Origin of the sequence: Nocardia nepalensis (assembly GCF_048910785.1) — a bacterium.
In the GTDB taxonomy this organism is placed as follows: Bacteria; Actinomycetota; Actinomycetes; order Mycobacteriales; family Mycobacteriaceae; genus Nocardia; species Nocardia nepalensis.
This window is the reverse complement of the sequence record NZ_JBKBET010000021.1, coordinates 282,120-303,297: the sequence shown is the minus strand read 5'-3', so window position 1 is coordinate 303,297 and position 21,178 is coordinate 282,120. Positions and strand designations below refer to the sequence as shown.

Here is a 21,178-nt window from a genome sequence, read left to right as displayed (position 1 = left end):
CGGATGTGTCGGGGGCGGTGGATAGGCTTGTTTCGTGGCAGATCCCGCGACTTACCGGCCGAAGCCGGGCACGATTCCCGTTGAACCCGGTGTCTACAAATTCCGGGACGCACACGGGCGTGTGATCTATGTCGGCAAGGCGAAGAGCCTGCGCAGCAGACTGAATTCGTACTTCGCCGATGTGGCTTCGCTGCATCCGCGGACCAGGCAGATGGTCACCACCGCGGGGAGTGTCGAATGGACCGTGGTCTCCACCGAGGTGGAAGCCCTTCAGCTGGAATACAACTGGATCAAGGAATTCGATCCGCGGTTCAACGTGCGCTATCGCGACGACAAGTCGTATCCGGTGCTCGCGGTCACGTTGAACGAGGAGTACCCGCGCCTGTTCGTCTACCGCGGTGCGCGCAAGAAGGGGGTGCGGTACTTCGGCCCGTACGCGCACGCCTGGGCCATACGGGAGACCCTGGATCTGCTGCTGCGGGTTTTCCCCGCGCGCACCTGTTCCAATGGCGTCTTCAAGCGGCACAACCAGATCGGGCGGCCCTGCCTGCTCGGCTATATCGATAAATGCTCGGCGCCGTGCATCGGCCGGGTCGACGCCGAGGAGCACCGGCACATCGTCGAGGACTTCTGCGACTTCCTGGCCGGGCGCACCGACCGCATGGTGCGCGATCTGGAACGCCGTATGCACGACGCCGCCGAGGATCTGGATTTCGAGACCGCGGCCCGGCTGCGCGACGATGTCCAGGCGCTGCGGCGGGCATTGGAGAAGCAGGCCGTGGTCCTCGGGACCGGTACCGACGCCGATGTGGTCGCCTTCGCCATCGACGAGTTGGAGGTGGCGGTGCAGATCTTCCACGTCCGCGACGGCCGGGTGCGCGGCCAGCGGGGGTGGGTGGTCGACAAATCCGGCGACGCCATCGACGGCCAAGAGGCCGGTGGCGAGGTCGCCGCGCTGGTCGAGCAGTTCCTCACCCAGTTCTACGGTGAGCAGGTGGCGCTGGCCGAACAGGGCGAGGACGAACAACCGGCCACCGTGGTGCCGCGCGAGGTGCTGGTGCCGGAACTGCCCGCCGACGCCGAACAGGTCCAGGAGTGGCTGAGCAAGTTGCGCGGATCGGCGGTGCGGCTGCGGGTGCCGCAACGCGGTGACAAGAAGGCACTCGCCGAGACCGTGCAACGCAATGCGATGGAGGCGCTGGCCCAGCACAAGCTCAAGCGCGCGGGCGATCTGACCTCGAGATCCGCTGCGCTGCAAGACATTCAAGACGCCCTCGATCTCGACAGCGCACCGCTACGAATCGAATGTGTGGATATCAGCCACGTGCAGGGTACCGATGTGGTGGCCTCGCTGGTGGTGTTCGAGGACGGCCTGCCGCGCAAGTCCGAGTATCGCCACTACACGATCAAGGAGGCTGCGGGTGAGGGCCGCTCCGATGATGTCGGCAGTATCGCGGAGGTGACCAGGCGGCGGTTCTATCGCTTGCGCCGCGAGCGGGACGAGATCGAGGCCGAGGACCTGGAGTCGACCAACGACGACACCGAAGACCTCGAACTCACCTCCCGCCCCGGCATCGACCCCCGCACCGGCCGCCCACGGAAGTTCGCCTATCCGCCCAATCTGTATGTCGTGGACGGCGGCGCACCCCAGGTCGCGGCCGCCGCGGAGGTCATCGATGAACTCGGCATCACCGATGTCGCAGTGATCGGCCTGGCGAAACGGCTCGAGGAGGTGTGGGTGCCGGGGGAGAGCGATCCGGTGATCATGCCGCGTAACAGCGAGTCGCTATATCTGCTGCAACGGGTGCGCGACGAGGCGCACCGCTTCGCCATCACCTTCCATCGCAGCAAGCGCTCCCGCCGGATGACCGCGTCCGCACTGGACTCGGTGCGCGGACTCGGCGCGGCGCGCCGAACCGCGCTGGTAACCCATTTCGGGTCGGTGGCCAAGCTCAAGGAGGCGACCGTCGCCGAGATCACCGAGGTCCCGGGCATCGGCGTCGCGACAGCCAAGGCCGTGCTCGCGGCGCTACGAGAGGACTGAGGAATATCGGAATGGCCAGTTTTGCTCCCCTCCGCATATATCCTCGGTACGGCTCCGAGTCACATGTTTGTGAGCCGTCCTTGCGCACCACGGAAGGTAATCGCGCATGTCGGCGCCCGATACCGGAACCGGTGCGGGATGATCGACAGGCACCCTGACACAGATCCGGTAGGACATGACACGCGTCGAATCGAACAACAGTGCGGGCAGCCCGCGGTCGACCGCTGGGCGGACCGGCCCCGCGGGCACCCTCGGCGCACCTGTCGAACGCGGTGCCGGCAATCCAGATCAGCCGCAGGTCGAAGTGGTGATCGTGACGGGCCTATCCGGCGCCGGCCGCGGTACCGCGGCCCGCGTACTCGAGGATCTGGGCTGGTATGTCACCGATAACCTGCCGCCGGAGCTGATCGGGCGGATGGTCGAACTCGGCGCCTCCGCCGAACCGCCGATCAGCAGGCTCGCCCTGGTCATGGATGTGCGGAGTCGCTTCTTCACCGGCGATCTGTCGGTCGTCACCGAACAGCTGCGCGCCTCGGGCGTGCGGACCAGGATCCTGTTCCTGGAGGCCTCCGATGACGTGCTGATCCGGCGTTTCGGTTTCGCTCGCCGCCGCCATCCGCTGCAGAGCGAGAGCGCCGACGGTACGCTCTCGGCGGGCATCGCCGCCGAACGGATTCGCCTATCCGCCGTGAAAACGGCGGCCGACCTGGTCATCGACACCACCGAGCTGTCGATCCACCAGCTGCACCGCAAGCTGGAGGAGGCCTACGGCGGCGGCGCGCCCACCGCGCTGCAGCTGACGGTGCAGTCGTTCGGATTCAAGTACGGGGTACCACTCGATGCGGACATGGTGTTGGATGTGCGTTTTCTACCCAATCCGCATTGGATACCGGAACTTCGGGAACATTCGGGACAGGAGACCGTGGTCAGTGAGTATGTGTTGTCGCGTCCCGGCGCGGCCGATTATCTGAGCACTTGCCACCACCTGGTCGACCTGACGACGAATGGTTACCGCCAAGAGGGGAAGCGATACATGACGGTGGCAGTGGGCTGCACCGGAGGTAAACACCGCAGCGTGGCGATAGCCGAAGCGCTCGGCGAACTGATCGGATCCGAGACCGAGAAAACCGGTCCCGCCGATGTCGTGCGGGTCGTGCATCGGGACCTGGGGCGCGAATGACGGGGTGGGAATCGGATCCCGCCATCGTTGCGCTTGGTGGCGGGCACGGCCTATATGCGACGCTCACCGCGGTGCGGCGGCTGACCAGGAAGATCAGCGCCGTGGTCACCGTCGCCGACGACGGCGGTTCGTCGGGCAGACTACGGTCCGAACTCGGTGTGCTACCGCCCGGTGATCTGCGCATGGCCCTCGCGGCGCTGGCCGCGGACGGCGACGACGTCTGGACGCGCACCGTGCAGCATCGCTTCGGCGGCACCGGCGCGCTGGCCGGACATTCGGTCGGCAATCTGATCCTCGCGGGCCTGACCGAGGTGCTCGGCGATCCGGTGGCCGCGCTAGATGAGGTCGCCAAGATGTTGCGCATCACCGGCCGGGTGCTGCCCATGTCGCCCATCGCACTCGATATCGAAGCGGATGTCTCTGGGCTGGAAGCAGATCCACGCGTCAGCCGCTGCATTCGCGGCCAGGTTGCCATCGCGACGACACCGGGTAAGGTGCGGCGCGTGCGGTTGATTCCGTCCGATCCGCCCGCCAGTCCCGAGGCCACCTCGGCCATCGAACACGCCGATGTCGTTGTGCTGGGCCCGGGTTCCTGGTTCACCAGCGTGATTCCGCATGTGCTGGTGCCCGAATTGCGTGACGCGCTGGTCTATACCAGGGCGCGCAAGGTCCTGGTGCTGAATCTCGCCGCCGAGCCAGGAGAAACGGCCGGTTTCTCCGCGGAGCGCCATCTGCATGTATTGTCCCAGCACGCACCGGAATTCGTGGTCGACGAGGTACTGGTCGATTCCGGGTCGGTGCCGGAAGGTCGCGAAAGAGAACATGTGGCCAGGGCTGCCGAACAATTGCGGGCACGAGTAACCTTTTCCGATGTCGCCGAAGCGGGCACCGACCGGCATCACCCCGGAAAGCTTGCCGCCGCACTGGATCAGCTGATCCGGCAACCTCGGCCACATATGGCAGGGCTTCGAGTCGAGGGACGGCACATGGGTCAGGATGTGCGTTCCGGGTTGGGTGGAAAGGAGCGCGTCTCGTGGCGATGACAGCCGAAGTGAAGGACGAGCTGAGCAGGCTCACGGTCTCGCAGGTGAGTTCTCGCAAGGCGGAACTGTCTGCGCTGCTGCGGTTTGCGGGCGGCTTGCACATCGTCGGCGGGCGGGTGATCGTCGAGGCCGAGGTCGATATGGGCTCCATCGCGCGTCGGCTGCGCCGGGAGATCTTCGAGTTATACGGCTACGGCTCCGATGTGCACGTGCTCGGCGCTGGCGGCCTGCGCAAGACCTCGCGCTATGTGGTGCGGGTGTCGAAGGAAGGTGAGGCGCTCGCCAGACAGACCGGCCTGCTCGATGTGCGCGGCCGTCCGGTGCGCGGACTGCCCGCGCAGGTGGTCGGCGGCAGCATCGGCGATGCCGAAGCCGCTTGGCGCGGAGCGTTTCTCGCGCACGGCTCGCTCACCGAGCCGGGCCGCTCCTCGGCGCTCGAGGTCAGCTGCCCCGGTCCGGAGGCGGCGCTCGCCCTCGTCGGTGCTGCGCGTCGGCTCGGCATCACCGCCAAGGCGCGTGAGGTGCGCGGCACCGATCGGGTCGTGGTGCGCGACGGCGAGGCGATCGGCGCACTGCTGACCCGGATGGGTGCGCAGGACACCCGGATCGTCTGGGAGGAGCGCAGGCTGCGCCGCGAGGTGCGGGCCACCGCGAACCGACTGGCCAACTTCGACGACGCCAACCTGCGCCGTTCGGCCCGCGCCGCGGTCGCCGCGGCCGCGAGAGTCGAACGCGCGCTGGAGATCCTGGGCGATGAGGTGCCCGACCATTTGGCCGCGGCGGGCAAGCTGCGCGTGCAGCACCGCCAGGCATCGCTGGAGGAGTTGGGTCAGCTCGCCGACCCGCCGATGACGAAAGACGCTGTGGCAGGTCGGATCCGACGATTGCTGTCGATGGCGGACCGTCGGGCCAAGGAGTTGGGGGTGCCTGATACCGAATCAGCCGTCACCGCCGAACTGCTCGACGAAGCGTGAGTCGAATCGCCGCCCCACGGGGCGGCGATTCGCTTTTTTCTGTCCACCCGGCTAACGGTCCGAAGTCCGACGCCGTGGCGCGTGTCGGCACCCGCTCGGGCCGCACTTGCCGGGGTGAGCACCGGATTCCATAGTGAGCCGAAACAACGACGAGGACGGCGCAATTGTGCGCCGAAACCATGCGCACGCGCGTCTGCGCAGGTCCCGCGTTCTCGCGAATGCCAGGTACGTGTCGGAGAGATGACCGACGGGCACTACTGTGGTTGTGGCATCGGAATGAATCCGCTTGAAAGCTGAGGAGCGATAACGTGACTGTCCGGGTAGGCATCAACGGCTTCGGTCGTATCGGACGTAACTTCTTCCGGGCGGTGGAGGCGCAGAAGGCGCTCGGCACCACCGACATCGAGATCGTCGCGGTCAACGACCTCACCGACAACGCGACGCTGGCCACTCTGCTCAAGTACGACTCGATCCTGGGCCGCCTGCCGCAGGATGTCTCGCTGGACGGCGACGACACCATCGTGGTCGGCGAGCAGCGGATCAAGGCGCTGGCCATCAAGGAGGGCCCCGCCGCCCTGCCGTGGGGTGACCTCGGCGTCGACGTGGTCGTCGAATCCACCGGCATCTTCACAGACGCGACCAAGGCCAAGGGCCACATCGCCGCGGGCGCCAAGAAGGTCATCATCTCCGCGCCCGCCAAGGGTGAGGACCTGACCGTCGTCATGGGCGTCAACGACGACAAGTACGACGGCAGCCAGAGCATCATCTCCAACGCCTCCTGCACCACCAACTGCCTCGGCCCGCTGGCGAAGGTGCTCAACGACAGCTTCGGCATCGAGCGTGGTCTGATGACCACCATCCACGCCTACACCCAGGACCAGAACCTGCAGGACGGTCCGCACAGCGACCTGCGTCGCGCCCGCGCCGCCGCGCTGAACATCGTGCCCACCGGCACCGGCGCCGCGAAGGCCATCGGCCTGGTGCTCCCGGAGCTCAACGGCAAGCTGGACGGCTACGCCCTGCGCGTCCCGGTCCCGACGGGCTCGGTCACCGACCTCACCGTGACCCTGAGCAAGTCGGCTTCTATCGATGACATCAACGCCGCCTACAAGGCCGCCGCCGAAGGTGCGCTGAAGGGCATCCTGAAGTACAACGTGGACCCGATCGTTTCCAGCGACATCGTCACCGACCCGCACTCGTGCATCTACGACGCGCCGCTGATCAAGACCATCGATGACCAGGTGAAGGTGGTCGGCTGGTACGACAACGAGTGGGGTTACTCCAACCGCCTTGCCGATCTCATCGGCCTCGTCGGCAAGTCGCTCTGACGCGCATGGCAGTCAAGACGCTCCAGGATCTGCTGAACGAGGGTGTCGAGGGTCGGGGCGTGCTCGTGCGCTCCGACCTGAACGTTCCCCTCGACGAGAAGGGCCAGATCACCGACCCGGGTCGCATCATCGCCTCGGTGCCCACGCTGCAGGCGCTGGTCGAGGCCGGTGCCAAGGTGGTCGTAACGGCGCATCTGGGCCGCCCGAAGGGCGAGCCGGATCCGCAGTTCTCACTCGCCCCGGTCGCGGTGAAGCTGGCCGAGCTGCTGGGTCGCAATGTCCAGCTCGCCGGTGACGTCGTCGGCTACGACGCGCTGTCGCGCTCCGAGGGCCTCACCGACGGTGACGTGCTCCTGCTGGAGAACGTGCGCTTCGATCCGCGTGAGACGAGTAAGGATGATGCGGAGCGGGCCAAGTTGGCCGCGGCGCTGGTCGAACTGGTCGGCGATGACGGTGCGTTCGTCTCCGATGGCTTCGGTGTGGTGCACCGCAAGCAGGCCTCGGTCTACGATGTCGCCGAACTGCTGCCGCATTACGCGGGCACGCTGGTCGCCGCCGAGGTCGAGGTGCTCGCCAAGCTGACCGAGAATCCGGAGCGCCCGTATGCGGTCGTGCTCGGCGGTTCCAAGGTCTCCGACAAGCTGGCCGTCATCGAGGCGCTCGCGCCCAAGGTCGACACCCTGGTGATCGGCGGCGGCATGTGCTTCACCTTCCTTGCCGCACAGGGCCTTTCGGTGGGTGCCTCGCTGTTGCAGGAGGAGATGATCGAGACCTGCAAGGGGCTGCTGGAACGCTACGGGGACGTCATCCACCTGCCGCGCGACATTGTCGTCGCGGATAAGTTCGCGGCCGACGCGGACTCGAAGGTGGTGCCCGCCAACGAGATTCCGGATGGCTGGCTGGGTCTGGACATCGGTCCCGAGTCGGTGAACCGGTTCGCGGCACTGCTCACCGAGGCCAAGACGGTGTTCTGGAACGGCCCGATGGGTGTGTTCGAGTTCGAGAACTTCGCGGCCGGAACCCGCGGGGTCGCCGAGGCGATCGTGACCGCGACGGGCAAGGGCGCGTTCACCGTTGTCGGCGGTGGCGATTCGGCCGCGGCCGTGCGCGCACTCGGCCTGCCCGAGGACGGCTTCTCGCACATCTCGACCGGTGGCGGCGCATCCCTGGAATACCTCGAGGGCAAGGAACTGCCCGGTATCGCGGTACTGGAGGACTGAACCATGGCACGCAAACCGCTCATCGCGGGCAACTGGAAGATGAACCTCAATCACCTCGAGGCCATCGCCCTGGTGCAGAAGATCGCATTCGCGCTGCCGGAGAAGTACTTCGCCAAGGTCGACGTCGCGGTGATCCCGCCGTTCACCGACCTCCGCAGCGTGCAGACCCTCGTCGAGGGTGACAAGCTGCTGCTCACCTATGGTGCGCAGGATGTTTCGACGCACGACGAGGGCGCATACACCGGTGAGATCAGCGCCGCGATGCTGTCCAAACTGGGCTGCACCTTCGCGGTCGTCGGCCATTCGGAGCGGCGGCAGTACCACTCCGAGGATGACGGCACCGTGCTTGCCAAGACCAAGCAGGCGCTGAAGTACGGGATCACCCCGATCGTGTGCATCGGTGAGGGTCTCAATGTCCGCGAGGCGAAGACGCACGTCGAGTACAACCTCGAGCAGTTGCGTGGCTCGCTCAAAGGTCTGACGGCAGAAGAGATTTCGAAGATCGTCATCGCCTACGAGCCGGTCTGGGCGATCGGCACCGGTAAGGTCGCCACTCCCGCCGACGCGCAGGAGGTCTGCGGCGCGATTCGTGCGGAGCTCGTCGAACTGGCCTCGCCCGAGGTCGCGGCGGGTGTGCGGGTGCTCTACGGCGGTTCGGTCAATGCCAAGAATGTCGGAGAGTTGGTCGCGCAGACCGATATCGACGGCGCTCTGGTCGGCGGTGCGTCGCTCAAGGGCGATGAATTCGCGACGCTGTCCGCGATTGCCGCAGGTGGTCCGCTGCCCTGACGGGCGAATGCTCGAATCAGCCCGGTAGCACGCGTGATCGCGTGGTACCGGGCTGATTCGCGTTCGGCCTTCCCGCTCTGGGCGAGACATGCCGTGGCCGGGATGCGATGCTGGTCGCGTCTCTGATCAGCAAGGCCGACAAGGATTTTCACGTGAGATCAACTAAGGCGCGCGCACTGGTCACGGTTGCGCTTGTGGCATGCACCGCGTTCGGGACCGGATGCTCCAGCGATTCCTCCGCACAGTCACAACCAACATCCAGTGCCGAGGCGACTCCAGCCCAGCAGGATGCCGGGCACCAGAAGCTGAATCAGCTGGTCGGCGAATGGAATGGCGCGAAGTCGACGTTCATCGCGGGTGGGACCGCGGACAATCCGATCAACAGCGATATCACTTCGCGCTGGCATTGGATCGGCAAGACGGGCAATAACTTCATGCAGGAGGAGGCCGAGGGCAGCTTCGGTGGCAAGCCGTACTACCGGCTCGGCACGCTCGGTTACTCGCCGACCGACGACCGCTACGAATGGTCGACGGTGGACAGCGTGACGCCGATGATGATGACCTACAAGGGCGCCAAGGCCAGCGGCGGTGCCGCCGATATCGTGGTCGCGGGGGAGTTCACCGATCCGGGTGTGCTGGGGCCGCAGTTCGTCGGCAAGACGATTCCGATGCGGACGGTGATCAAATTGGAGTCGGCCGATCGGGCGACCATGGAGATCTACTTCGCGCCGCCCGGAGAGACCGAGCGGATCGCCGACCGGGTGGTCCTGACACGGAAGTAGTCATCGCCTGCCGGCCATCGGGATCAGGCGGTGTGGTGGCGCACCGTGAAACCGGTGGCGGTGAGCGCCAGCTCCAAAGGTTCGTCGTGCGGGTCCATCGAGACTTCGGCGGTCCGCACATCGGGGTAGTGCACGTGTAATCGGTACAGGGTGCCGCGCAGGAGGTGGGCGAGTTCGGCGGGCTGCTTGGTGGCGTGCACGATATGCAGCCTGGCCGTGGTATCGAAGATGCCGACCGAGCATGCGGCCAGGAGTGCGCCATCGGGGTCGATAAAGCCCAAAGAGAAGGCGGTGTGCAGGAATTCGTCTCGCTCGGCGAGTAGCGCGGTAATGGTGTCCGCGTCCGAGGCGCCGGTTTCGTCGCGGCGGATGAGTCCGGCGGCGGTGTAGAGCTCGGCGTAGCGGATGAGGGTGACCGGCGACGGCGGCGCGGGCAGCTTCTCGATATGGGCCGACGGGAGATCCGGCCACGGGCCGATTTCGACCTGCCAGGTGCGGCGAGCCGGCGGGCGGAAACTCGCTGTGCGGGAGTTGTTTCGGTGCTTGGCCACGGCTATTCCGCGCGCAGTGTCAGGCCGGAGCCGTTGGTATTGCGCAGGATCAGCGTGTTCGCGTCGATGGTGGCCGTCGTCTTGCCGTCGAGGGCCTTCAACACGGCCTGCTCGACCTCCATGATCTCGGGCGCGCAGGCCATCTTGGTGGTGCCGATCTGGAAAGTGACGTCCGGCCCGTTGGCGGTGGGCGTGGGTGTGGCGTGGCCGGTCACGCGGTTGCATCCGGCGCTGCCGGAGACCGCGCCGTCCGCTGCGATGGTGAGCGTCGGCTTCACCTCGTCCAGGGTCTGCGACCGGATCTGGGCGTCGGGCGTCATCAGGGCGGTGACGATCCAGGTGGTGCCGATGAGCGGCCTATCGGGCTGGGCGATCTTCTTGTCCAGCAAGGTCACGGTTATGTCCTTCCCGGTCAGCGTCAGTGTCGAATCGTCGAGTCGCCACTTCGGCAGCGAGGTCAGCACCTTGTCCTGCCAGCTATCGGCCTGCCCGCGCTCATCAGGACAGGCCATGAGCGTGCTGGCGAGAGTGCCGACATGCAAAATGCCGTCGGCCAGGTCGACCGTGCCGTTGGCGCTGTTACAGCCGGAACTGGCCGAGATCTTGCCATCGGCGAAGGTGAGCGTCATCGGACCGCCGCCAGGAATCTGCTGGCCTTCGACGGCGGTCGACACGAATGTGCGACCCATCGGCGTGGCGGTCGATTTCTCTTCCTTGTTATGGTCGCTCGAACAACCGGCCAGTAGCCCCGCCGCCATGGCCAGCAGGATTCCGACGCGCACCGTTGTAGCCGACATGTAGCCGATCGTACGGCCGTTGCCGCGGGAAACCGTGGATCTCCAGACGCGCCGGAGCCGAGTCAGACCGGCATGCCCAGCGCGGAGGCGAGGGTCTGGCCGATGGCATCGACGAATGCCATGAAGGCGCCCGGGTCGAGGAATTCGCTGGCCACGTCACGATTACTGCAGCCAGGAGCGGCTTGCACGCCGTTGAGTCGGTCATTCAGCCACAATGCGGTCGAGCCCGCACCCGCCGCCGCGGCGACGCCGTGTTCGGCGAGGATGTCGCGGGTGTATCCCTTGCGACACCGAACAATCCGCCGAGTACCGCACCGCCGAAGGTCGAGGTGGCGTTGTTGTAGTCCACGGCAGCGCGGATATCGGCGAGCAGTCCGCCGGTCGCCGAGCCGACGAGGTTGAGCTCGGGTGCGTATTCGGGCTGCAGTTCCGCCGCGTGGGCGGTGGGGATCGCGCCGCCGGAGTAGCCCCACAGCGCGGTGCGGGTATCCGCGCCCGACAGCCCGGCCTGGTCGAAGTTCTCCGCCGCGCGGATCGCGTCGAGGGTGATCCGGCCGCCGAGCAGGCCGACGGCATAGGCGCTGTTCGGACCCTGATGATCGGGGACGACCACCGCGTGGCCGAGTTGCAGTATGGCCTGAACCTCGACGAATTCCAGTCGGATGACGCTGTTCAGCGGATTGGGCAGCGACCCCATCTGCAGTGCGTATGAGGGTGCGCAGTTCTCCGAGAGCGAATGATGACCGCATCCCCGCGCCCGCGCCGCACGCAGCAGGAGCGCCGTGCCGCCACGGTGGCCAAACTGGTCGACGCAACCATCGCGGCCATCGGCGAGATCGGCTATCAGCGCGCCACAGTGCAGGAAATCTGCAGTCGCGCAGGACTTTCCGTCGGCGCGATGTTCCGGCAGTTCGACAGCAGACTGGATCTGATCGTCCGCACCTCAGAAGAAGTCTTCGCCCGCCAACTGGCCGCCTACCACGTGGTCATGGAACACCTCGGCGCCCAGGACGATTCACTCGCGTAGCCCTGCGCTTCCTCCGCGAGGCCCAATCCTCCAACCTCACCCACGCTCTACGCGAGATCTACCTCGCCGCCCGCTCGGACTCCGAACTGCGCGCCCGCATCGAACCAACCGTCGCCGACTACTACGCCGAGGTCGTCGCCGGAGTCGAGCAAACCCATGTGCTGCAACAGTTTCCCCAACACCTCCGCGAGCCCATCTTCTTCCTGGTCCTGCACCTGTTCTCGGGCGAAGCAATCGTTCGCCCTGTCTACCCTCGCCCCGACCTCGGCCCCACCCTGCTCACCCTGATCGAGGAGATGCTTCGCGTTTACGCCAAATCCCTGCACGACACATGATTCCCGTATGCCAATAGTCGGTATTGCCAGAGTCGTGAGCAATTCCGCCACTTCGGAAATTCGCCGCCGGAGCGCAGCCGTCGCTGCGGTCAGCGATGGTGCGGCAGCGCAGGGCGCCACCACTACTATGCTCGGCCGCGTGACCACTGCCGATGCCACTGCTCCGCTATCTACCTGGGCGCCGTTGCGGTCGCGGATCTATCGGGCGCTGTGGATTGCGCAGTTGGTGTCGAATCTCGGGACCTGGATGCAGACGGTGGGGGCGCAGTGGATTCTGGTCGATGCGCCGAATGCCGCGACGTTGGTGGCGTTTGTGCAGACGGCGACCACGTTGCCGGTGATGCTGCTGTCGATTCCGTCGGGGGTGTTGGCGGATCTGTTGGATCGGCGCAGGTTGTTGCTGGGGGCGCAGTCGGCGATGGCGATTTTGGCGGCGGTGCTCGCGGTGTCGACGGCGACCGGGCATACCACTGCGGGTGTGCTGTTGACGTTGCTGTTCCTACTCGGGTGCGGGCAGGCGCTGACCGGGCCGGCGTGGCAGGCGATTCAGCCCGAACTCGTTGCGCGCGAGCAGATTCCGTCCGCGGCGGCGCTTGGCAGCATGAATATCAATATCGGGCGCGCCGTCGGGCCCGCGATCGCGGGCGTGCTGGTCTCGCTGTCGGGGCCGACGCTGGTGTTCGCGCTGAACGCGGTGTCGTTCGTCGGCATCGTCACGGTGTTGCTCAGCTGGCGCAGGCCGATGAAAGAACGGAAGCTGCCCAGTGAGCGGCCGCTGGCGGCGTTGCAGGCGGGTACCCGGTTCATTCGGGCCGCGCCCGCGATCCGCCGGGTGCTGTTGCGTTCGATTCTGTTCATCGCTCCGGCGAGCGCGGTGTGGGCGCTGCTTCCGGTGATCGCCCGCGACGAACTCGGACTGTCCTCGTCGGGCTATGGTCTGCTGCTCGGCGCGCTCGGGCTCGGTGCGGTGACGGGTGCGCTCGGTCTGTCGCGGGTGCGGGCGCTGCTGACGCCTACGCAGCGGTTGACCGCGGCCGCGATCCTGTTCGGTATCGCCTCGGCGGGTGCGGCGGTGCTGCACAGCGTGCCGGTGGTGCTGGTGCTGCTGATCGGGGCCGGGTTCGCGTGGCTGCTGGCGATGTCGACGATGAATTCGACCATGCAGTTGCTGCTGCCCGCATGGGTGCGGGCGCGTGGGTTGTCGGTGTACATGCTGGTGTTCATGGGCGGGCAAGCGCTCGGCTCGCTGGTGTGGGGTCTGGTCGCGGGCGCGGTGGGGCCGGTGGCCGCGCTGCTCGCCGCCGCGGTGCTGTTGGCCGGTTCGGCGCTGAGCTCGGTCTGGCTGCCGATCCGCCACAATGCCGAGGAAGTGGACCTGAGCCCGAGCGCCTTCTGGCCGGAACCGCAACTCGTGGTCGAACCGGATCCCGAGGACGGGCCGGTGCTGGTGCTGCGCACCTACGATGTCCCGCCGGAGAAGGTCGAGGAGTTTCTGGCCGCGATGGTCTTCGTAGGACGGTCCATGCAGCGAACCGGCGCGATGGAATGGCGGCTGTATCGCGATGTCGGCGTGATCGACCGCTATGTGGAGGCGTTCGTGGTGCGCTCCTGGTCCGAGCATATGCACCAGCATCAGGTGCGGCTCACCGCCCAAGATCAACTGCGGGAACGTGCCGTCGCGGAGTTCATGATCGGACGGGACACCACCACGCACCTGGTCGCTGTAGACACACCGTAGGTCGCGTCGCGCCGGGGTGATTATGCAGGTACGGACGCACACCCATAGACTGTCCGGCATGCGGATGTTCCTGGATATCCTCCTGATCATCACCAGCGTGCTGCTGGTGCTGCTGGTGCTGCTGCACCGCGCCAAGGGTGGAGGTCTGTCCAGCTTGTTTGGTGGCGGCGTGCAGTCCAGCCTGTCGGGTTCGACCGTCGTCGAGAAGAACCTCGACCGCATCACCATTTTCACCGGCCTGATCTGGCTCATCGCCATCCTCGGCATCGGCCTGGAGATCAAGTTCGCGTGAGTTGCCGCGCGGTTGTGACGGCCGCGGCCGTCGCCAGCGCCAGCACTGCGGTCGCGATCACGAACGCCATCGCATAACCGGCGCCGATCACCGGCACGACCACCAGTGGACCCAGCATCTGCCCCGCGCCGTAGCCCGCGGTGAGTGTGGCCGCGGCCCGGTGGTCGGTCAGTTCGGTGCCGAGCCGGATCGCCAGCATGGTGATGCCCATGAATGTGCCGCCGAACAGTGCCGCCGCGATAATCGCGGGCCATGTCGTAGTCGACCCGGCCAGCAGCGCCGACGCCACGCATTGCGCCAGCAACGCGAGGACCAAGGCGGTCGCCGGAGTCCAGCGGCGCGCGACCGAAACCCAGACCACCGCAGGTGCGGCGGCAACGCCGACGATCACCCACATCGCCGAGCCGAGCGCCGCGCTGTGCGCGCCGACGGCGGCGACCAGGAATGTGCCGATCACGATATAGCCGACGCCCTCGAGCGAGTAGGCGATGACCAGTGCCCGCCAAGCCGTGCTCGTGCGCTCACCTCGGACCATCTCGGCGCTGGGACGGCCGTGGATATCGAGCCGGAGCGCGGGAAGCAGTAGCACGGCGGTCACTGCGGCAGCGCCGAGCCATAGGCCCTGCCAGGACAGCACCGGCCGGGTGGCCAGCGTGAGCAGCCCGGTAAGGGCGATACCGAAGCCGACTCCACCGAAGGCGATGCCCGCGCCATGCCCGCTCAGTCGCGCGATCGCACCGGCACAGCCCACGAAGATCACCGCGCTGGCCACGCCCGCGATCAGTCGCAACACCGCGGGGATCAGGGTTGGACCGGGGAGCGCGATGAGCGCCTCGCTGGCCACGAGTGCACCGGCCGCGATGCGAAACGACCTGCGGCTGTTGAGATTCGGTCGCCGCGCAAGCAGGATCGCGCCTGCCAGATAGCCCGTGTAGTTGGCGGCCGCGATCAGCGCGCCGTCATGGGCATCGATGCGGTGCGCGTCCACCATCGCGGGCAGTAGCGGCGTATAGGCGAAGCGGCCGACACCGACGGCGGCGGCGAGACCCGCGCCGGCGGCGAGCGCCGGTCCGAGGGTGCGGCGCGGGGTGTCGAGGAGAGCCGATGCGGTCACGACATCCGACGGTACGGTTCCTCGGCAACGCTGTGAAATGCTTCTTGTGCACGATGTATACGCTCGACGCATGGATATCGAGCTGCGGCACCTGCGGGCGTACCTCGCACTCTGCGAGGAAACGAACTACACCCGCGCCGCCGCCCGGCTGCACCTCAGCCAGCCCGCGCTGACCCGAACCATCCAGCAATTGGAGCGCCTCGTCGAATGCCGGTTGATCGAACGCACCTCCCGGCGCTTCGAGTTGACCGAAGAGGGCACGGAGCTGCTCGAGCACAGCAGGCGGATCATCGGCGATATCGACACCGTCCAAGCGGATCTGCGCCGGCGCGCGACGATCGAGGTCGGGTTCTCCTGGCTGCTGCCCGATGCCTGGTTCGCCGCGGCCCGCACTCGATACGAGGCGCTCGGGGGCCGGATTTCGCTGCGGCGCGTGGAGGATCCGATGGCGGCACTGGACGACCGGTCGATCGATATCGCCATCCACCGCAACGATATCTGGCTGCCGCACCACCTCGAATCCCGCGAAATCGGTTCCGAACAGCGGGTATTGGCGGTTTCGGTGCATTCGCCGCTGGCGGCCGCGCACGAGGTGCACTGGGCCGAACTCGCGCACTATCCATTGGTGGCCAATACCGTCTCCGGCACCACCAACGCCGAATCATGGGATCCGCCCGACCCGAACCGGACCGTCATCACCTGCACGAATTTCGACGAGTGGATCGAACTCGTTGCGGCCGAACGCGGTATCGGCATCGTGCCGGTACTCGCCCGCACCCGTGCGCCGCATCCGGGCGTGGTCTACGTCGACATTGTCGATGCCCCACGATCGCACATCTACCTGACCTGGCGGGTGAAGCCGACGCCATTGCGATCGGTGCAGCGCTTCCTGAGCCTGGTCTGATCCTCAGTCGTTGCGCGGGACGCGACCGTCGACGTCGGTGAATCCGTATTCGTCGGCGAGATCCGCTACGCGCCAAGCTGATCCGGAGCGATCGAGGCGGTCCGGATCGGCGGCCAGTGCGACGACGGCGCGACCCGGAAAGCGCGGGGATTCGGCGGCGTCGAGGTCGTAGGTGCCCTCGCCGGGGAGGGTGACGAGGCGGCGGCCGTCCGCATTGGGCGCAACCAGTTGCAGCAGTTCGGTATCGACGATGCCGGGCCACAGCGAGACCACCGTGACGCCGGTGTCGGCGAGATCGTCGGCCATATCCGAGGTGAGGCGGTCCAGGGCGGTCTTGGCGACGCCGTACACCGCGTTGTGCATATAGCGCTCCGCGCCGGGCGAGGAGATGTTGGCGATCAGCCCGGCCGATTCGATCAGCAGGGGAGCTGCGAAATAGCTTGCCGCGTAATGCGATCGGACGCCGATATCGAAGGTCTCGTCCCAGGCCGTCGGCGGTACCTCCCAGAACGGTTTGCCGAGCCAGCGCGCGGCGGCCGGGGAGTTGTAGACATTGTTCACCAGCACGTCGAGTCGGCCGTGCTCGGCTCGGATCCGCTCGAATAGTCGCTCGACCGCATCGTCGTCGCGGTGATCACAGACGACCGGAATACCCGTGCCGCCGAGTGCATCGATCTGCGCGGCGGTCGCGTGCACGGTTCCGGGCAGTCGTCCGGGCGTTGCCGACCGCCCCGTGACGTACACCGTCGCGCCCGCAGCACCCAACTCCAACGCGATGCCCTTGCCGATGCCGCGGCTCGCGCCGGTCACCACCGCGACCCGGCCGCCGAGAACCTGAGGTATTCCGTCCACGATCCTGGGACACTACCGTGAAACAAGAACACGTTCTAGGTTTTGGAGGTCGTTGTGGAGTTGATCCATCGGTTCGTGACGGGTGGCGGCGTCCGCATGCATGTCGCCGAACAGGGCGAGGGGCATCCGGTGATCTTCTGTCACGGCTTCCCGCACACCTGGTACATGTGGCATCGCCAGCTCGAGGCGGTCGCCGCGGCGGGTTACCGGGCCATCGCGCCCGATTTGCGTGGGTATGGACGCACGGATGTGCCGGCCGATATCGAGGACTACACCAACCGTGCCGTCATCGGTGACCTGCTCGGGCTGCTCGATGACATCGATGCCGAGCAAGCGGTTTTCGTCGGACTCGACTTCGGTGCGGCCCTGGTCTGGGAGCTGGCGCTGCGCGCACCGGAACGGGTCAGCGGCGTCATCGTGCTCAACAATCCGTACGCGCCGCGCCCGCCGCGCGCGCCGTCGCAGCTGTGGGCCAAGGCCGCCGAACGCCACTTCCTGCATTTGGACTATTTTCAGAAGCCCGGGGTCGCCGACGTCGAACTCGGCGGCCGCACAAGGGAATTCCTGGCCCGCGTCTACTACTCCCTCAGTGCCGACTATCACTATCTCGACACCTGGCGCTTCCCGGCCGAAGGAACCGGCTACCTCGACGTCCTTCCCGAAGCTCCACGGCTGCCGTGGCGTTGGCTCTCGATTGCCGAATTCGATACCCTGGCACAGGATTTCGAGAACACCGGCTGCACGGGCGGCCTCAATTGGTACCGAGCCCTCGATCGGAATTGGGAACTGACCGCCGAATTCACCGACGCCGAGATCTCCGTCCCCACGTATTTCCTCTATGGCGACCGGGATCCGGATATGGAGGGTTTCAGCGGCCGGGACCCGCTGGCCACGCTCCGCGCCAGCGTCCCCGATCTGCGCGCCGTCACCAAGGTCGCCGACGCCGGACATCTCGTCCAACTGGAACGCACCGACGAGGTCAACACGTTGATCACGAGCCATCTTCGCGACCTGGTTCCGAACTCCGCCGGCGTCGTCGCCTAGCTACGGCCTGCACGCCGGTCGCACCGACGCGGCTTTCGCCCATCGCATCGGCGGCGACAATGCCGCCAGCATCGACGCTCTGCCCGCCCTCGAGCCGGATCATCCACTTCCGTCCGCGGTCGCGCTATGGGCTTGGTCAGCGGTATTCGTTGGTGAGCTCCGGGTAGTCGGACCAGGTGGGCAGGGGGCGGCGCTCGAGGTAGGCGGTGAGGCGGTCCAGGAGGTATTGCCAGCGCGGGCCGACGGAGCAGGCGTCGGCCGGGTAGATGTGGCGGCGGATCAATTCGATATTGGTGATCACGCCGACCTGGGTCATATGCAGTTCGAGGATGCCGCCGTCGATATGGATGACCAGATCGTGCGGTGCGCGGCAGTCCTCGACGCGGATCGCGATGGGGCCGGGGACCGGACCGTCGATCGGTTCGATGGTCAGATTGCCGTTGCCGCCGGATACCGCGCCGAACCAGCGATCGAGTTGGCGGCGTTCGGCGCAAGCGGACCATACGTCTAGCACGGGCATCCGGAAGGATCGGAGAAAGTGCAGGAGCACGAGATCTCCGTCGATTGCCCGATCATGTTCGGGTCGTACCTCGCCGAGCATGGACATCGTGGTCATTGCCGTGCCCTTTCGCCGCTGGTCACCGTACGTTCCACTGTATTTCCCCGGTGGCGCCGCCGAATCCGATTCCCGCCAAGTCGGCTTCCGCGTGTCGGATCCGTCGGCGCATCCGTTCCTCGGGTGGGTAGGTGCTTTCGCTGGTGGGATTACGCCGCCATGAATCGTGTGCGATCGAATTCGTGGTTCAGCACACCCTGACGGAAGGCGTCGAACTCATCCTGATCGAAGAGTAGTTCGACGCCATCGATCGGCTGGGGAATGGCAGCCCGGAGCACGTATCCGCCCGCGCGGCGCGATATCGCCACGTACGGACCGTCGGCGCGACCCGCCCGCACACCGGCCTGGAACGCGTCGAACTGCGCATCGGTGAAGACGAGAATTTCGTTGTCCGGCAACGGCATTCCGGGCGTGTAATGTGCGTCGGCGAGCTTATCGTCCCAGATGGCGGTCCACCCGTTCTTACGGGCGATGCGCACACAGTTCTGGTTGGGCGAGCTGTAGGTCGCCTTGCGGAATTCGCCAACGGTGAAGGTGGGCTGCGTCATTGCATTTCCTTTCTGCGGGTAAATCAAGGAGTCGCAAGGGGCCGCACGGCCCTTTGCTCGTCCCTTTACGCCTTATAGCCAACCGCGGCGAAATTACACGGCCGCGCGGTATCTTCCAGGTCGACCGGTTGGTCGGGACGCCAGTCGGGTGCGTAGGCGATCCCGGGTTCGACCAGGTCGAGGCCGTCGTAGAGGGCGGTGAACTGGGCGCGTGTGCGCAGGGTCACCGGATCCGAGGTTTCGTCATAGAGCGCGGCGGCCGCGGCCATCTGCTGTTTGATCTCCGGACCGGCGTCGTCCAAGGATACGTGGGTCATCGCGACGTAGCTGCCTGAAGGGAGCCGGTCGCGTAGGTGCGCCATGAGTTCGTGCGGGTGGTCGGCATCGGGCACGAAAGGCCAGACGCTGACGATCAGCAGGCCGAGCGGTTGGCCGAAGTCGATCAGCCGCCTGGTATCCGGATGATCGAGAATCAGGTCGGGATAGCGCAGGTCGGCCTCGATGATGGCGGTCTTGTCGAGAGTGTCGCCGTGCAGCAGCAGATCATGGGCGCGATTGACCGCCTCCAGATCGTTGTCGACGTAGACGATATGCGCGTCGGGCGCGGTTTGCCTGGCGACTTCGTGCGTATTGCCGACGGTCGGCAATCCGGAACCGATATCGAGGAATTGCCGGATCCCCCGTTCCGCCATGAATCGTGTTGCGCGGCGCAGGAATCCGCGATTGTGGTGCGCCCACACATCGAGGAACGGAAGTATTTCGAACAGCCGCTCACCGAAGATCTTGTCGACCTCGAACACCGCTTCCCCGGACAGGTAGTAGTGGTACATGCGGGCGGCGGATGGTCGGCTCGCATCAATTTCGCGAGGCTCGAATTCGGTGGTCATCCGGGTGCTCCTCTGCAGCGCTTCATCAGGGGCTGGCAAATGTCTTGCGGCGGAACGAGCGTGCGATGTGCTCGATGAACTTTCGGGAGTCCGCGGCGCCCAGGGCTGCGGCGCTGAGCCGGGACCAGACGGTTTCGCGCGCGGCGACGGCGGGTTTGTCATCGATGTAGCGAATATCGCCCTGGCTCTCCACAATTGCCATTTCCAGATCGCCCGCCGCGCCGGGCGAGGGCACCCGCACCAGCGTGTACCGGTCCTCCATGCCCGCACCGCGGGTGGTGACGGTGAAGGGCAGCACCTGGATCAGGATGTTCGGCCGCCTGGACAGATTCGACAGATGTTCGAGCTGTTCGAGCATTACCTCGCGGCCGCCGTATTCGCGGCGCAGACACGATTCGGACAGGATCGCGCGGAATTCGGGCGGGTCGGACTCGACGAGCACCTGCTGCCTGGCCAGCCGCGCCTGCACCGACTCCTCGACGGTGACGCGATCGCTCGCGACCGGGGTGACCGGCTCGTGCAGTGCGCGAATGTAGGACTCGCACTGGATGAGTCCCGGCATGATCTCCGCCTCGGCGGTGCGCAGCAGACTGGCGTGTGTCTCCAGATCGACGAGCAGCCGCAGGTCTTCGACGTACGCCCGGCGGTGGCCCGTAGTCCAGAAGCCGCGCTTATGGTTGTCGCGTCGCAGCTCTTTGAGAATCTCGACATAGCCGGGTTCGGTGAAACCCAGTGTGGTCGTGAGGAGTTCGAGGTCCCCGACACTGATCGCGCCAACGCCGTTGATCAGCTGGTTGATTCGGCTCTGGGTGGACTCGATGATCTTTCCGGCCTCGGCCTGGCTGACCCCGGCGGTGCGGACCATGTGCTCGATTTCGCGTCCCAGCAACAACTTTCGCGCGGTCCGTAGACGAGTTGCCATGGTTCCCCAGCGTATCGGCCCGACCCTGCTCATCCGGTTCACTTCCTGAACCGTGATAATCACGCTAGCATTACTGCACCAAAGATATCACGGCACGCTGAGGCAGCGGGCGTCGACGAAGACCATCCCTGCGTCGCGGGTAGAGGGGGCGTCGGATGACGACAGCCACGAATGATCGTCGGATGGTGCGA

23 protein-coding genes are annotated in these 21,178 nt (G+C 66.1%); 14 read left to right on the top strand and 9 right to left on the bottom strand.

What is annotated here, in order from left to right; all coding sequences use genetic code 11:
* The first annotated feature begins 34 nt into the window (after positions 1 to 34).
* The 8 genes from uvrC (at position 35) to ACHQ4I_RS18290 (ending at position 9,360) form a co-directional block, all read left to right on the top strand.
* Positions 35 to 2,044, top strand: a complete 2,010-nt coding sequence (uvrC, locus tag ACHQ4I_RS18325; protein WP_420773000.1) for an excinuclease ABC subunit UvrC — start codon at positions 35 to 37, stop codon at positions 2,042 to 2,044.
* Positions 2,045 to 2,219: 175 nt separating this feature from the next.
* Complete coding sequence (rapZ, locus tag ACHQ4I_RS18320; RefSeq protein ID WP_420772999.1) at positions 2,220 to 3,224, top strand: RNase adapter RapZ; 1,005 nt, start codon at positions 2,220 to 2,222, stop codon at positions 3,222 to 3,224.
* Positions 3,221 to 4,267: a gluconeogenesis factor YvcK family protein gene (locus tag ACHQ4I_RS18315; protein ID WP_420772998.1), complete on the top strand. Its 1,047-nt coding sequence runs from the start codon at positions 3,221 to 3,223 to the stop codon at positions 4,265 to 4,267. Before rapZ ends, ACHQ4I_RS18315 begins: the two co-directional genes overlap by 4 nt.
* Positions 4,258 to 5,241: a DNA-binding protein WhiA gene (gene whiA, locus ACHQ4I_RS18310; RefSeq protein ID WP_040692075.1), complete on the top strand. Its 984-nt coding sequence runs from the start codon at positions 4,258 to 4,260 to the stop codon at positions 5,239 to 5,241. The genes ACHQ4I_RS18315 and whiA overlap by 10 nt, the downstream gene beginning before the upstream one ends.
* A gap of 308 nt (positions 5,242 to 5,549) precedes the next feature.
* Positions 5,550 to 6,569 (top strand): type I glyceraldehyde-3-phosphate dehydrogenase, encoded by a 1,020-nt coding sequence (gene gap, locus ACHQ4I_RS18305; RefSeq protein WP_420772997.1) that lies wholly within the window; start codon positions 5,550 to 5,552, stop codon positions 6,567 to 6,569.
* 5 nt (positions 6,570 to 6,574) lie between these two features.
* The gene (locus ACHQ4I_RS18300) at positions 6,575 to 7,789 is read left to right on the top strand and encodes a phosphoglycerate kinase (RefSeq protein WP_420772996.1); all 1,215 of its coding nucleotides are present in this window, start codon (positions 6,575 to 6,577) and stop codon (positions 7,787 to 7,789) included.
* Between the two features lie 3 nt (positions 7,790 to 7,792).
* Positions 7,793 to 8,578, top strand: coding sequence for a triose-phosphate isomerase (tpiA, locus tag ACHQ4I_RS18295; protein WP_420772995.1), 786 nt, complete (start codon positions 7,793 to 7,795; stop codon positions 8,576 to 8,578).
* A 152-nt stretch (positions 8,579 to 8,730) separates the two neighbouring features.
* Positions 8,731 to 9,360 (top strand): DUF1579 family protein, encoded by a 630-nt coding sequence (locus ACHQ4I_RS18290; protein ID WP_420772994.1) that lies wholly within the window; start codon positions 8,731 to 8,733, stop codon positions 9,358 to 9,360.
* A gap of 23 nt (positions 9,361 to 9,383) precedes the next feature.
* Here the strand turns inward: ACHQ4I_RS18290 and ACHQ4I_RS18285 are convergent, their stop codons facing one another.
* The 3 genes from ACHQ4I_RS18285 to ACHQ4I_RS18275 form a co-directional block, all read right to left on the bottom strand.
* Complete coding sequence (locus ACHQ4I_RS18285) at positions 9,384 to 9,911, bottom strand: hypothetical protein (RefSeq protein ID WP_420772993.1); 528 nt, start codon at positions 9,909 to 9,911, stop codon at positions 9,384 to 9,386.
* A gap of 2 nt (positions 9,912 to 9,913) precedes the next feature.
* A complete protein-coding gene (locus ACHQ4I_RS18280; protein ID WP_420772992.1) occupies positions 9,914 to 10,708 on the bottom strand; it encodes an META domain-containing protein in 795 nt (264 codons plus the stop codon).
* 205 nt (positions 10,709 to 10,913) lie between these two features.
* Positions 10,914 to 11,405, bottom strand: a complete 492-nt coding sequence (locus ACHQ4I_RS18275) for a lipase family protein (protein ID WP_420772991.1) — start codon at positions 11,403 to 11,405, stop codon at positions 10,914 to 10,916.
* Between the two features lie 42 nt (positions 11,406 to 11,447).
* Here ACHQ4I_RS18275 and ACHQ4I_RS18270 point away from each other — a divergent pair, with 42 nt between their 5' ends.
* From ACHQ4I_RS18270 to secG, 4 genes are all read left to right on the top strand, one after another.
* The gene (locus ACHQ4I_RS18270) at positions 11,448 to 11,735 is read left to right on the top strand and encodes a TetR/AcrR family transcriptional regulator (protein ID WP_420772990.1); all 288 of its coding nucleotides are present in this window, start codon (positions 11,448 to 11,450) and stop codon (positions 11,733 to 11,735) included.
* Positions 11,736 to 11,893: 158 nt separating this feature from the next.
* Positions 11,894 to 12,070, top strand: coding sequence for a hypothetical protein (locus tag ACHQ4I_RS18265; protein ID WP_420772989.1), 177 nt, complete (start codon positions 11,894 to 11,896; stop codon positions 12,068 to 12,070).
* A 127-nt stretch (positions 12,071 to 12,197) separates the two neighbouring features.
* Complete coding sequence (locus tag ACHQ4I_RS18260; protein ID WP_420773091.1) at positions 12,198 to 13,808, top strand: MFS transporter; 1,611 nt, start codon at positions 12,198 to 12,200, stop codon at positions 13,806 to 13,808.
* A 58-nt stretch (positions 13,809 to 13,866) separates the two neighbouring features.
* Positions 13,867 to 14,100, top strand: coding sequence for a preprotein translocase subunit SecG (gene secG, locus ACHQ4I_RS18255; RefSeq protein ID WP_062991810.1), 234 nt, complete (start codon positions 13,867 to 13,869; stop codon positions 14,098 to 14,100).
* Here the strand turns inward: secG and ACHQ4I_RS18250 are convergent.
* A complete protein-coding gene (locus tag ACHQ4I_RS18250; protein ID WP_420772988.1) occupies positions 14,087 to 15,214 on the bottom strand; it encodes a YbfB/YjiJ family MFS transporter in 1,128 nt (375 codons plus the stop codon). The genes secG and ACHQ4I_RS18250 overlap by 14 nt on opposite strands.
* Positions 15,215 to 15,284: 70 nt before the next feature.
* On the opposite strand from ACHQ4I_RS18250, the gene ACHQ4I_RS18245 reads away from it, so the two are divergent.
* Positions 15,285 to 16,118, top strand: a complete 834-nt coding sequence (locus ACHQ4I_RS18245; protein ID WP_420772987.1) for a LysR family transcriptional regulator — start codon at positions 15,285 to 15,287, stop codon at positions 16,116 to 16,118.
* Between the two features lie 3 nt (positions 16,119 to 16,121).
* Here ACHQ4I_RS18245 and ACHQ4I_RS18240 read toward each other — a convergent pair whose 3' ends face one another.
* Positions 16,122 to 16,970 (bottom strand): SDR family NAD(P)-dependent oxidoreductase, encoded by an 849-nt coding sequence (locus tag ACHQ4I_RS18240; protein WP_420772986.1) that lies wholly within the window; start codon positions 16,968 to 16,970, stop codon positions 16,122 to 16,124.
* A 54-nt stretch (positions 16,971 to 17,024) separates the two neighbouring features.
* On the opposite strand from ACHQ4I_RS18240, the gene ACHQ4I_RS18235 reads away from it, so the two are divergent.
* Complete coding sequence (locus ACHQ4I_RS18235; RefSeq protein ID WP_420772985.1) at positions 17,025 to 18,014, top strand: alpha/beta fold hydrolase; 990 nt, start codon at positions 17,025 to 17,027, stop codon at positions 18,012 to 18,014.
* Between the two features lie 136 nt (positions 18,015 to 18,150).
* Here the strand turns inward: ACHQ4I_RS18235 and ACHQ4I_RS18230 are convergent, their stop codons facing one another.
* The 4 genes from ACHQ4I_RS18230 to ACHQ4I_RS18215 all read right to left on the bottom strand — a co-directional run bounded on the left by ACHQ4I_RS18230 (position 18,151) and on the right by ACHQ4I_RS18215 (position 20,987).
* Positions 18,151 to 18,630, bottom strand: a complete 480-nt coding sequence (locus tag ACHQ4I_RS18230; protein ID WP_420772984.1) for an SRPBCC family protein — start codon at positions 18,628 to 18,630, stop codon at positions 18,151 to 18,153.
* Between the two features lie 149 nt (positions 18,631 to 18,779).
* Positions 18,780 to 19,178, bottom strand: coding sequence for a DUF397 domain-containing protein (locus ACHQ4I_RS18225; protein ID WP_420772983.1), 399 nt, complete (start codon positions 19,176 to 19,178; stop codon positions 18,780 to 18,782).
* Between the two features lie 65 nt (positions 19,179 to 19,243).
* Positions 19,244 to 20,065: an SAM-dependent methyltransferase gene (locus tag ACHQ4I_RS18220; protein WP_420772982.1), complete on the bottom strand. Its 822-nt coding sequence runs from the start codon at positions 20,063 to 20,065 to the stop codon at positions 19,244 to 19,246.
* Between the two features lie 25 nt (positions 20,066 to 20,090).
* Positions 20,091 to 20,987, bottom strand: coding sequence for a Scr1 family TA system antitoxin-like transcriptional regulator (locus ACHQ4I_RS18215; RefSeq protein WP_420772981.1), 897 nt, complete (start codon positions 20,985 to 20,987; stop codon positions 20,091 to 20,093).
* Between the last annotated feature and the right edge of the window lie 191 nt (positions 20,988 to 21,178).